The 10,501-nt window shown below is 71.8% G+C and carries 13 protein-coding genes, 7 tRNA genes and 1 pseudogene; 12 read left to right on the forward strand and 9 right to left on the reverse strand.

The genetic code is table 11. The features are described from left to right. Together AB8Z36_RS18770 and AB8Z36_RS18775 are read left to right on the forward strand one after the other, a co-directional pair. On the forward strand, nucleotides 1-603 hold a 603-nt coding region (locus AB8Z36_RS18770), incomplete at its 5' end, for a phosphotransferase family protein (protein ID WP_369214490.1). A 70-nt stretch (nucleotides 604-673) separates the two neighbouring features. Continuing rightward, nucleotides 674-939 (forward strand): annotated as a pseudogene (locus tag AB8Z36_RS18775) (zf-TFIIB domain-containing protein). A 57-nt stretch (nucleotides 940-996) separates the two neighbouring features. Here the strand turns inward: AB8Z36_RS18775 and AB8Z36_RS18780 are convergent. The 5 genes from AB8Z36_RS18780 to AB8Z36_RS18800 form a co-directional block, all read right to left on the reverse strand. Continuing rightward, nucleotides 997-1,071 (reverse strand) — tRNA-Val (locus AB8Z36_RS18780). A 29-nt stretch (nucleotides 1,072-1,100) separates the two neighbouring features. Further along, nucleotides 1,101-1,172: transfer RNA gene (locus tag AB8Z36_RS18785), tRNA-Val, on the reverse strand. Nucleotides 1,173-1,221: 49 nt separating this feature from the next. Next, nucleotides 1,222-1,293 (reverse strand) — tRNA-Val (locus AB8Z36_RS18790). 1 nt (nucleotide 1,294) lies between these two features. Beyond that, nucleotides 1,295-1,368: transfer RNA gene (locus tag AB8Z36_RS18795), tRNA-Cys, on the reverse strand. 39 nt (nucleotides 1,369-1,407) lie between these two features. Continuing rightward, nucleotides 1,408-1,480, reverse strand: a tRNA-Gly gene (locus tag AB8Z36_RS18800). A 145-nt stretch (nucleotides 1,481-1,625) separates the two neighbouring features. Here AB8Z36_RS18800 and AB8Z36_RS18805 point away from each other — a divergent pair. The 3 genes from AB8Z36_RS18805 to AB8Z36_RS18815 all read left to right on the forward strand — a co-directional run bounded on the left by AB8Z36_RS18805 (nucleotide 1,626) and on the right by AB8Z36_RS18815 (nucleotide 4,423). Next, nucleotides 1,626-2,693: a chorismate-binding protein gene (locus tag AB8Z36_RS18805; protein ID WP_369214491.1), complete on the forward strand. Its 1,068-nt coding sequence runs from the start codon at nucleotides 1,626-1,628 to the stop codon at nucleotides 2,691-2,693. Beyond that, nucleotides 2,690-3,511, forward strand: coding sequence for an aminotransferase class IV (locus AB8Z36_RS18810; RefSeq protein WP_369214492.1), 822 nt, complete (start codon nucleotides 2,690-2,692; stop codon nucleotides 3,509-3,511). Before AB8Z36_RS18805 ends, AB8Z36_RS18810 begins: the two co-directional genes overlap by 4 nt. 87 nt (nucleotides 3,512-3,598) lie before the next feature. Continuing rightward, complete coding sequence (locus AB8Z36_RS18815; RefSeq protein ID WP_369214493.1) at nucleotides 3,599-4,423, forward strand: GNAT family N-acetyltransferase; 825 nt, start codon at nucleotides 3,599-3,601, stop codon at nucleotides 4,421-4,423. Between the two features lie 32 nt (nucleotides 4,424-4,455). Here AB8Z36_RS18815 and AB8Z36_RS18820 read toward each other — a convergent pair whose 3' ends face one another. Then, nucleotides 4,456-4,971, reverse strand: a complete 516-nt coding sequence (locus AB8Z36_RS18820) for a DsbA family protein (RefSeq protein ID WP_369214494.1) — start codon at nucleotides 4,969-4,971, stop codon at nucleotides 4,456-4,458. Between the two features lie 270 nt (nucleotides 4,972-5,241). On the opposite strand from AB8Z36_RS18820, the gene AB8Z36_RS18825 reads away from it, so the two are divergent. Both AB8Z36_RS18825 and AB8Z36_RS18830 read left to right on the forward strand, forming a co-directional pair. Beyond that, the gene (locus AB8Z36_RS18825; protein ID WP_369214495.1) at nucleotides 5,242-5,688 is read left to right on the forward strand and encodes a hypothetical protein; all 447 of its coding nucleotides are present in this window, start codon (nucleotides 5,242-5,244) and stop codon (nucleotides 5,686-5,688) included. Between the two features lie 249 nt (nucleotides 5,689-5,937). Next, a complete protein-coding gene (locus tag AB8Z36_RS18830; protein WP_369214496.1) occupies nucleotides 5,938-6,096 on the forward strand; it encodes a hypothetical protein in 159 nt (52 codons plus the stop codon). Nucleotides 6,097-6,125: 29 nt separating this feature from the next. On the opposite strand, the gene AB8Z36_RS18835 is transcribed toward AB8Z36_RS18830, so the two are convergent. Together AB8Z36_RS18835 and AB8Z36_RS18840 are read right to left on the reverse strand one after the other, a co-directional pair. Next, nucleotides 6,126-6,683: a CGNR zinc finger domain-containing protein gene (locus AB8Z36_RS18835; RefSeq protein WP_369214497.1), complete on the reverse strand. Its 558-nt coding sequence runs from the start codon at nucleotides 6,681-6,683 to the stop codon at nucleotides 6,126-6,128. A 216-nt stretch (nucleotides 6,684-6,899) separates the two neighbouring features. Beyond that, nucleotides 6,900-7,313 carry an SsgA family sporulation/cell division regulator gene (locus tag AB8Z36_RS18840; protein ID WP_003959770.1) on the reverse strand — a complete coding sequence of 138 codons (414 nt, stop codon included), beginning with the start codon at nucleotides 7,311-7,313 and terminating at the stop codon, nucleotides 6,900-6,902. Between the two features lie 191 nt (nucleotides 7,314-7,504). Between AB8Z36_RS18840 and AB8Z36_RS18845 the strand changes: the two genes are divergently transcribed. The 4 genes from AB8Z36_RS18845 to AB8Z36_RS18860 all read left to right on the forward strand — a co-directional run bounded on the left by AB8Z36_RS18845 (nucleotide 7,505) and on the right by AB8Z36_RS18860 (nucleotide 8,913). Further along, nucleotides 7,505-7,939, forward strand: coding sequence for a TIGR02611 family protein (locus tag AB8Z36_RS18845; RefSeq protein WP_369214498.1), 435 nt, complete (start codon nucleotides 7,505-7,507; stop codon nucleotides 7,937-7,939). 77 nt (nucleotides 7,940-8,016) lie between these two features. Continuing rightward, nucleotides 8,017-8,088 (forward strand) — tRNA-Val (locus AB8Z36_RS18850). 213 nt (nucleotides 8,089-8,301) lie between these two features. Beyond that, nucleotides 8,302-8,757: an SRPBCC family protein gene (locus AB8Z36_RS18855; RefSeq protein WP_369214499.1), complete on the forward strand. Its 456-nt coding sequence runs from the start codon at nucleotides 8,302-8,304 to the stop codon at nucleotides 8,755-8,757. An 84-nt stretch (nucleotides 8,758-8,841) separates the two neighbouring features. Beyond that, nucleotides 8,842-8,913 (forward strand) — tRNA-Val (locus AB8Z36_RS18860). Between the two features lie 117 nt (nucleotides 8,914-9,030). On the opposite strand, the gene AB8Z36_RS18865 is transcribed toward AB8Z36_RS18860, so the two are convergent. Beyond that, complete coding sequence (locus AB8Z36_RS18865) at nucleotides 9,031-9,756, reverse strand: 3'-5' exonuclease (RefSeq protein ID WP_369214500.1); 726 nt, start codon at nucleotides 9,754-9,756, stop codon at nucleotides 9,031-9,033. 168 nt (nucleotides 9,757-9,924) lie between these two features. Here AB8Z36_RS18865 and AB8Z36_RS18870 point away from each other — a divergent pair. Beyond that, a partial coding sequence (locus AB8Z36_RS18870; RefSeq protein WP_369214501.1) for a DUF4365 domain-containing protein occupies nucleotides 9,925-10,501 on the forward strand: 577 nt, incomplete at its 3' end.

Below are 10,501 nucleotides of genomic sequence, written 5' to 3' on the forward strand. Positions count from 1 at the left end.
GCGCTGCACGCCACCGACCCCGCCGCCCTGCCGTACTCGCTTCCGGCGATGCGCGGCCCCGCCAAGGCGGCCCGCGCCCTGGCCCGGCTCCGCGCGGCGGGCCCGCATCCCGCCGCGCCCCCCGTCCTGCGCGCCTGGGCGGCCCTGCCGCCGTGGGCCCGCGACGAGGCCCCCGCCCCGGCGGGCCGCCAGGGCCTCTGCCACGGCGACCTGCRCCTCGGCCAGCTCGTCCGCACCGGCGAGCACGGCTGGCGGCTCATCGACGTCGACGACCTCGGCACCGGCGACCCGGCCTGGGATCTGGCCCGCCCGGCGGCCTGGTACGCCTGCGGGCTGCTCTCCCCCGAGGAGTGGACCCGGTTCCTTGCGACCTACCGGGAAGCGGGCGGCCGCGCCCTGCCCGCGCGGGAGAGCGACCCCTGGCCGGTCCTCGACGTCCCCGCCCGCGCCCTGACCGCGCAGACCGCGGCCCTGGCGATCGCCAAGGCCGTCGCGGCGGGCCGCCCGCTGGACGAGATCGAGCAGGCGCTGGTCGACGCCTGCGACCGGATGGGCAAAGCGGGCACCGTCCCGCCGGAGTTGGTCCCGGACCTGACGAAGTAGGGTGCAACGCACCGAAGCCGGGAAGAAAGTCCGGCGAAGCAGTCATTACCGGCGAGGAGTTGAGCCGTCCATGCAGTGTCCCAAGTGTCACGCACCGATGCACACGTACAACCGCAATGGCGTCCAGATCGAGCAGTGCACCGGCTGCCGCGGGATATTCCTCGACTACGGCGAGCTGGAGTCCCTCACCCGTCTGGAGTCCCAGTGGRCCCCCCRGSCCCCGCCTGGGGCGCCCCGCACGGAGGCCACGGCGGCCACGGAGGCCACAGCGGTCACTACGAATACGGCCACCAGAAGCGCCACAAGAGCTTCGGCCACATGCTCTTCTCGTCCTGAGCGACGACGCGCACGACGAAGCCCCCGGGCCGTGGAGAGGGCCGGGGGCTTCATGGATGGTGCGCGATACTGGGATTGAACCAGTGACCTCTTCCGTGTCAGGGAAGCGCTCTCCCGCTGAGCTAATCGCGCGGGGTGACCTGCGTCTGCTGCGTACTGCGTGCGCGATACTGGGATTGAACCAGTGACCTCTTCCGTGTCAGGGAAGCGCTCTCCCGCTGAGCTAATCGCGCGGGACGATCTCCATGAAGTCGGCTTCCGCCGGTCCTCACCAAGATCCAGTGGACGATACTGGGATTGAACCAGTGACCTCTTCCGTGTCAGGGAAGCGCTCTCCCGCTGAGCTAATCGTCCTTGGAGGTGGAGACGGGATTTGAACCCGTGTAGACGGCTTTGCAGGCCGTTGCCTCGCCTCTCGGCCACTCCACCAGGAGTGCGGGGGTTCGGGAAGATCCCCCTCTTCCTGCGAGCGGACGACCAGGTTCGAACTGGCGACCTCAACCTTGGCAAGGTTGCGCTCTACCAACTGAGCTACGTCCGCTTGTCTTTCCCGGTCCGCTTGCGCGTCCCGGCGACGTGTTGAACTCTAGCGGATTCCTGGGCCAGTACAAAAACGCGTTTGCGCAGCGTGCTGCGCTGTCGTCGGCCCGGGGCGCGCCCGGGGCGCCGGTCATAGACTCACAGCCGTGCACAACCCCGCTCTGACGTCGTCTTCGACGCTTCCTCCCCTGGCGCGCTTCGGCGGCCGTGTGGCCACCGGTCTGCGCGATGTGACCAGCGACCCCGCCGCCCTGGAGTCCACCGGCTTCTGGGCGGTGACCGCCGATTTCGAGGGCGGCCTGGTCTGCGCCCGCTTCGACGACGTGCGGGAGGAAGCCGTCCCCCCGCCCGTGCCGGGGCGGTGGCGGGGACCGGCCACCGGTGACTGGACGTCGTCCCTCGACCGCGCCGCGTACACCGGCGGCGTGCGGCGGATACGGGAGTACATCGCGGCCGGCGAGGTCTACCAGGCGAACCTCTGCCGCGTCCTCTCCGCGCCCGTCCCGCCCGGCGCCGACGTGGACGTCCTGACCGCGCTGCTCGCGCGCGGGAACCCCGCTCCGTACGCAGGAACGATTCGCCTGCCCGCGCACGGCGTGGAGCTTGCCACCGCGTCCCCCGAGCTGTACCTGCGCCGCGCGGGCCGCGCCGTGGAGTCGGGCCCCATCAAGGGCACCGGAAGGACCGAGGCCGACCTCCTGGAGAAGGACTACGCCGAGAACGTCATGATCGTGGACCTCGTCCGCAACGACCTGGGACGCGTCTGCGCCACCGGCTCCGTGACCGTTCCCGACCTCTGCGTGGTCGAGAAGCACCCCGGCCTCGTCCACCTCGTCTCCACCGTCCACGGCGAGCTGAGCCCCGGCGCGGGCTGGCCGGAGCTGCTCGACGGGACCTTCCCGCCCGGCTCCGTCACCGGCGCCCCCAAATCGAGCGCCCTGCGGATCATCGAGGAGCTCGAGACCGCGCCCCGCGGCCCGTACTGCGGCGGCATCGGCTGGGTCGACGCGGACCGGGGCACCGGCGAGCTGGCGGTCGGCATCCGCACCTTCTGGATCGACCGGGCGGAAGGCATGCTGCGCTTCGGCACGGGAGCGGGCATCACCTGGGGTTCCGACCCCGAGGGGGAGTGGCGGGAGACCGAGCTGAAGGCCGCGCGGCTGCTGGCGGTAGCGTCGGGGGCGTACGAAGCGAGCGGAGGAAACGCAACGTGAAGATATGGCTCGACGGCGGACTGCGGGACGTCGAAAACGCCCGCGTCTCGGTGCTTGACCACGGCCTCACGGTCGGCGACGGCATCTTCGAGACGGTGAAGTCGATCCAGGGCAGGCCCTTCGCCCTGACCCGCCATCTGGACCGGCTCGCCCGCTCGGCGCGCGGTCTGGGGCTCCCCGAGCCGGACCTCGACGAGGTGCGCCGCGCCTGCGCCGCGGTCCTCGACGCCAATCCGCTGCCGCTGGGCCGCCTGCGGATCACCTACACCGGCGGCCTGTCGCCGCTCGGCTCCGACCGCGGCGACCAGGGCACCACGCTCGTCGTGGCGGCGGGCGAGGCCCAGCGGCGCCCCGACTCCACCGCCGTGATCACCGTGCCCTGGACCCGCAACGAACGCGGGGCGCTGACCGGCCTGAAGACCACCTCGTACGCGGAGAACGTGGTCGCGCTCGCCCGCGCCCTCGACCAGGGCGCCTCGGAGGCGCTCTTCGCCAACACGGTCGGACGGCTCTGCGAGGGCACCGGCACCAACGTGTTCGTGGTCATCGACGGCGAGATCCACACGCCCCCGCTCGCCTCGGGCTGCCTCGCGGGCATCACGCGCGAGCTCACCGTCGAGTGGACGGGCGCCAGGGAGACCGACCTGCCGATGGATGTCCTGGACCGCGCCGACGAGATCTTCCTGACCTCGACGCTCCGCGACGTCCAGGGCGTCCACCGCGTGGACGGGCGCGAACTGGCCGCCGCGCCGGGCCCCGTCACCGCCAAGGCGATGCGGACCTTCGACGAGCGGGCGGCGGACGGCCTCGACCCCTGAGCCGGGCCCCGGCACCCGGGCACCGGTCCGCCGGAGCCGGGAAAACCCCGGTGACGCGGCGACCGCAGGGCGGGTAGAACACCTGTGATGACCACGACCCTGCGGCCGACCGGGCCGCTTCAACGGAGCGCCGACGGTTCCAAGGCGCGCACCTTCGACGTCTGTGTGAACAGCCGTCCCGTGGGCTCCATAGCCCTCGCCACCCATGACGTCTTCGGGCCGCAGGTCTGCCGCGTCGTCGCCCTGCGCATCGAGGAGCCCGACCGCAGACGCGGCAGGGCCACCGTGGCCGCGCTCGCCGCCGAGGAGGTGGCGCGCGGCTGGGGCTGCCGCCGCATCGAGGCGGCCGTCCCGGCGGAGTCGCCCGGGGCGCTGCGCCTGGCCACCGCGCTCGGCTACGTGGAGCGCAACCGCGGCATGGCCAAGCGCCTGCCGGCCGAGCCGCCCGCCCTGCCCGCGGGGGTGCGGGGACGGCCGATGACCGAGGACGAGTACACGGCGTGGCTCGCCGAGGCGAAGCTGTCGTACGCGCGCACCTGGATCGAGCGCGGCGTGCCGGAGGACGAGGCCCGCGCCAAGTCCGAGGCGGATCACGCGGACAACCTGCCGCAGGGCCTCGCCACCCCCGGCGTCCTGCTGAGCGTGCTCACCGACCGGGGGGAGCGGGTCGGCCACCTCTGGCTCAAGGTGAATGACGACGCGGGGTTCGTCTTCGACGTGGAGGTCGGCGAGCGGCACCGCGGGCGCGGCCACGGCCGCTCACTGATGCTGCTCGCCGAGGCGCAGACCCGGGCGGCGGGCAAGCACAGCCTCGCCCTCAACGTCTTCGCGGGGAACACCCCGGCCCTGCGCCTGTACGAGTCACTCGGCTACGAACCGCTCTCGTACCACCTCTACAAGCCCCTGCTCTAGCTCCCGGCGGGCCCCACGCGCGCGGGGCGGGCTCAGGCCTCGGCGGCGAGCAGGCCGTCGACGATCCTCTCGACGCGCTCGCGCAGGCCGTCCTGGCTCTTTCCGCCGTCGAGCCGCTCACCGCCGACGACGTACGTGGGCGTGCCCGTGACGCCGATCGCCTTGCCCTCGGCCTGGTCGGCGTCGACGATCAGGATGTGCCGGCCGTCGACGAGCGCGGTGTCGAACTCCTCGGCGTCCAGGCCAAGTTCACGGGCGCTCGACACCAGGAAGGGCTCGCCCTCGCGGTCCAGCTCCTCGACCCGGCCGAGCACGGCTTCCACGTACGGCCAGCCCTTGCCCTGCTCGAAGGCCTCCTCGGCGGCCTGGGCGGCGGCGAAGGAGTGCTTGTGCTTCTCCAGGGGGAAGTGGCGCAGGCGCAGTTCGACGCGGTCGTCGTAGCGGTCGCGCAGGGCGCGTACGTCGTCCAGGGCGGTGCGGCAGTCGGGGCACTGGAGCTCGCACCATACGTCGACGACGACGGGGCGCGCGGGGGCGGAGTCACTCATGGGGACAGTCTTCCAGCCCGCGGGACGGCGTCCCAACCGGGACGGGGCCGACGGACCGGCAGGGGCGGGCCACGGACCGGCAGGGAGAAGACACCGGCGGCCGGGAGGGTGGAGGCCGACCGGTCCCTGGGGAGGAGACGGGACCCCGAGATGACCCGGAGATGTCCCTGAGGTCCGCTCCGGGCGTGGCTCCGCGGCGCCCGCACGGTGCAGGATGGAGGGGACGAGGAGAGCCATGTACGACGTACGCCTGTATGCCTGGAGGGCCGGATGATTGCCGAGACCATCTGTTCCGCCGTGTCCGCGGCCGGCCTGGGCATCGCCGCGGTCTCGGCCTACCGCAAGCGTTTCCTGACCGCCGCCCGCCTCGCCGCGTACTCACTTGTGCCGGTGGGCCTCGTGCTCACCGGTGTCGTGGGCTGGGCGGCCGACACCGCGTTCAGCCTCAAGGCGTGGGTCGGCTTCGGAGTGCTCGGCGCGGCCTGGCTGATATTCCTCGGGACGCGCGCGGTGGAGCGCCGCTCCGGCGGCACCCGCAAGGAGCGCAAGGCCGCGAAGGCGGCCCGCCGCGAGGCGGTGGCGCCCGGGGCCTCGGTGCCCTCGCTGGGCCAGGGCGCGCGCCCGGCCGCCGCGGAGCCCGCCGCGAAGCCGCGCTCGGCCGCTCCGGCGGAGGACTTCAGCGACATCGAGGCGATCCTGAAGAAGCACGGGATCTGACCCTCCCGGCAGGAGGTCCGGGGCGGTGTCCGGGGCGGTCGTCAACAGCCGACCGCGTTTCAGAGGTGTGGCGCTCACTCGTTCGAGTGCGGGCGGTGCGGCCTCGCCGTGCGGTGGCGCGGCCCGGCGTCGCGGGGGCGAACGCCCCGGACGCTGGTCTTATCCGTGCCCCCAAGGGCGTCGCCGGCCTCTTGACGCCCGCGTTCCTTGGTCATCGCCGTCCTCCGGCTGCGTCATCATCACGACGAGATGCTGGACACCACCGAAGAGGGCGGCACCGCACCGCCGGACGACGAGGAGCGGCGGGGCTGTCTCTTCGCCCTCTCCCAACCGCCCCTGATGATCTTCCTGACCGTGATCGGCACCCTGATCCTGCTCGCGTCGCTGCACGACCTGCTGCTGCTCTGAGGGCCGCCGCGCGGCGCCCGGGGGAGCCCTCAGGCCGTGGCTTCCTTGCGGCGGGCGCGGTAGGCGGCGACATGGAGGCGGTTGCCGCAGGTGCGGCTGTCGCAGTAGCGCCGGGAGCGGTTGCGCGAGAGGTCGGCGAAGGCGCGCCGGCAGTCCGGTGCCTCGCAGCGCCGCAGCCGGTCCTGCTCCCCGGCGACCACGAAGAAGGCCAGGGCCATGCCGCAGTCGGCGGCCAGGTGGTCCGCGATGGACGCGCCGGGCGCGAAGTAGTGGATGTGCCAGTCGTAGCCGTCGTGGTCGGTGAGCCGGGGCGTGGTGCCCGCCGCCGCGATGAGCTCGTTGATGATCGTGGACGCCGCCGCGGGTTCCGGGTTGGCGAAGACCTCCGCGAAGCGGCCGCGGACCCGGTGGACATCAGCGAGGTCGCGCTCGGTGAGCACCCCGACATCGCTCACCTCATGGGTCCGTGCGAAGTCACCGAGCGCCGCCACGTCCGCGAGTCCGTCGGCGCCGTCCTCCTCCGGTGCGGTGTTCACCAGATCGACCACGGCGTCGAGAGAACACCGGGTGTCGTGGGTGATCAGCACGATGCGCTCCCTGGCCTGGGGGTCGGGCCGGTGCCCGCCGATGCTGGCCGATGCTAGCGGCTCCCCGGGCGGACACAGCGGCGCCGTCGCGGCGGAGGGTGTCCGCGGCGACGGCGCCGTTGTCTGATTCCCTGCGGTGAGCGTCTCGTGCCGTGACCGTCCGCGCCGTCGCCCCGAGTCGGACGGCGTGAGGGGAACCCGGCACTCCTGAGGCGGTTAACTCTCCGCCAGGATGTGAGAGAGCTCGGTGTCGAGATCGAAGTGGCGGTGCTCCGTGCCGGGGGGCACGGCCGCGTCGGTTCGCTTCAGGAAGGACTCCAGGGCCCGCGCCGGGGCCTCGAGCAGTGCCTCGCCCTCCGGGGAGCTCAGGGCGATGCATACGACGCCCTGACCATGGCTCCGGGACGGCCAGACTCGGACGTCGCCGGTACCGGTGGGCCGGTGCAGGCCCTCGGCGAGGAGATCGCGGGCGAATACCCACTCGACCGTCTCCTCGGCTCCGGTGTGGAAGGTGGCGTGCACGGCATAGGGATCAGCCGTGTCATACCGCAGTCCTGCGGGAACAGGCAGTGAGGACTCGCTCGACACAACGAGGCGCAGGTGCAGCTCGCAGCTGACCGTGGTGTTCATAAGCGCCAGGGCCTTTCGCTCAGTGTGCGCTCGGGGATTCGCACGTCGGCGAAATCGACATGCCACCTACGGTGCCGTTGTAAACCCCTCTGAGTGTTTTGCGTGTCTTTAGGTAGCTCTTTTGGCGGGTTGTCTCTGTCGGCCGTACGGCCATTCCGGTGACGGGTTTCCGTCCGGTAGGGTTTGGCCGTATGAATACGGGGAGTAACGAATCGGCGGAGGCGGTGGCGCCGGTCGGCGGGGCGGAGCCGGAACCGGCGCTGGGGTCGCGCGCGCCGCAGTACGTACAGGCCCGCAGGGCGCTGCACCTGAGCTGGCAGGTGGGCGTGTTCATCGTGGGGCTCGCGGTGGTCGTCGCGGGCATCATCATGCTGCCGCTCCCCGGCCCCGGATGGCTGGTGATCTTCGGCGGCATGGCGATCTGGGCGACCGAGTTCGTCTGGGCCCAGCTCGTGCTCCGCTGGACGAAACGCAAGGTCACCGAGGCCGCACAGCGTGCGCTCGACCCCAAGGTGCGCCGCCGGAACATCATCCTGACCACGATCGGCCTGGTCATCGTCGCGGTGCTCGTCGCGGTCTACGTGTGGAAGTTCGGCATCACGATGCCGTGGAAGATCAAGGAGTGACCCGGGTGACCCGTCGGGGACTCCCGGGGGCGGTCGGAGGCACCCGCTGACATGCGGTAATGTTCTCCATGCGCCCGGGGCGATTAGCTCAGTGGGAGAGCGCTTCGTTCACACCGAAGAGGTCACTGGTTCGAACCCAGTATCGCCCACCCCGGATTACGGCCCGGAGGCTTTTCAGCCTCCGGGCCGTAATCGTATTCGCGCCAGGCATAAGGGAATTGACGGGTCCGCATACGCGGGCGTCCCGGTTTTCTCCGCATTCGGTTCGGCACATTCCGCAACGGCCGCCCGGCGCACGGTGGTTGCGGATCCGCCCGGCGCACGGCCGTTGCGCATCCGCCCGCGCCGGGCAGACTCGGCCCATGAACTGGTGCCGTTACCGCTTCCACGACCGCTGGGACCTGCCCGCCGCCCCCGGCGAGGTCTACGCGGTCCTTGAGCGGGCGCAGGACTATCCGCTGTGGTGGCCCCAGGTGCGGCAGGTGACATCGGCCGACGGCCGCAGCGGCGTCGCCCGCTTCCGGTCCTTCCTGCCGTACGAGCTCACCGTCACCGCGCGCGAGAGCCGCCGCGATCCCGCCGCGGGGGTCCTTGAGATCCGGATGAGCGGCGATCTCGAGGGGTGGGCGCGCTGGACGGTCGCCCCGGGTCCCACCGGGACCCGCGCCGACTACGACCAGGAGGTCGAGGTGCGCAAGCAGCTGATGAGGCGCCTCGCCGTGCCGGGCCGGCCCCTGTTCAGGCTCAACCACGCCCTGATGATGCGGTCGGGGCGGCGCGGACTGCTCGCCCGTCTCGACGACCGCAGCCGCTCCTAGCGGGTCGCCGCGGGGCCGTGGCCGGGGCCGCCGGAAGCGGTTTGAAGGAAAGGCGTCCGGACCTGTATTGTTCAGTCCGTTCCCGGGCGATTAGCTCAGTGGGAGAGCGCTTCGTTCACACCGAAGAGGTCACTGGTTCGAACCCAGTATCGCCCACCGGAGAACGCCGGTCCGTCAGCAGACGGACCGGTTTTTTCTTTGCCGACGCTCAGGGCCAGCGCTCAGGGCCAGCGCTCAGGGCCAGTGCTCGGGGCCGACGCTGGGGGCCGACGCTCAGGCGGCCGCCCGCAGTTCGGGCCGCAGCGGCCACGCCGGGTCCACCGTCTCCGGCGTGCCGCTCTTGGTGAACCACGCCTGCAGCCCGCGCGCCTGCGCCGCGTGCCAGACCGCCTGGAGCGTATGCAGCTCGGCCGGTGTCAGACGCTCCAGACGGGACGCGAAACGGCGCCCGATCGCCCGTACGACATCCAGCGCCGCCTGCGCGTCCGCCGCCGCGTCATGGGCGTCGGACAGCTCCACCTCGTAGTGCGCGCACAGATCGGTGAGTGTGCGGCGGCCCTTGCGGTAGCGGTCCAGGTGCTTGTCCAGGACCCGCGGGTCGATCACGCAGAGGGCCGAGCCCTCCATGTACCGCCCGAGCGACGAGGCGCGGTGCCTGCGCAGCTCCCGGTCCAGCATCGTCAGGTCGAACGGCGCGTTCATCACCACGATCGGCCGTCCCGCGGCGCCCTGCTCGGCCAGATCGCGCGCGATCTCCTCCATCACCGGTGCGGGCCAGCGGCCGGTGCGCTGCAGGTGATCCTCCGTCAGTCCGTGCACCGCGGTGGCCTCCTCGGGCACCGGAACGCCCGGGTTGACCAGCCAGCGGCTGATGCGCGGCCTGGTGCCCGCGCCCTGCTGGACGACGACGGCGGCCGACACTATGCGGTCGGTCTCGACGTCGACGCCCGTGGTCTCCGTGTCGAATGCGGCCAAGGGCCCCTCGTACCAGCACGTCATGGTCGTGCAACTCCTCGCTCAGTTCCGGCAGATGACGTCGGTCCTCCGCCCACACCGGTGATACCCGGGCCGTTTGCGCCGTACGCGGGCCGGAGACAACAGAGGTACGGGGCCCTTGACAAGACGGCCCGCGCTGGGAACTGCCCCTATGCGGAAGGCCTGTTGGACATGGCGCTCGCGCAGCCCGAACAGGGTGGGCTGCTGCCCGAGCGGATCGCACCGCCGCGCGGCACACTCGCCACCACCGCCTGTATGGAGACACTTCAGGTGGGCTACCTGCACGCCGTCGCGGCGGCCGCGGGATGCTCGCTCTCCCAGCCCTTTCCGGACAGCGGCATCGACTGGCACGTCAGCCACAGCGCCCCCGGGCACACGGTCGACGACGAGGTCACCATCAAGGTCCAGCTCAAGTGCACCTACCAGCTGCCGCCCGTGCGGACCGCCGCGGGCGACGGCCCCGCACGGCCCGCCTTCTCCTTCACGCTCGACAACGCGCACCTGGAGAAGCTGGCCCGTACGCCGGTGTCGGTGCACAAGATCCTGGTCGTGATGATCGTGCCCAGGTCCCCCGACGACTGGCTGCGCGCCGGTCACGACCGGCTCGACCTGCGGCACTGCTGCTACTGGACCAACCTCGCCGGGCAGCCCGTGACCGGCAGGCGCCGAACCACCGTGCGCGTCCCCACCTCGCGGATCTTCGACGACCGTGCGCTCCGGGAGATCATGACGCGGGTGGGAAGGGGAG

This window comes from Streptomyces flavofungini (assembly GCF_041028215.1).
Classification (GTDB): Bacteria; Actinomycetota; Actinomycetes; order Streptomycetales; family Streptomycetaceae; genus Streptomyces; species Streptomyces flavofungini_B.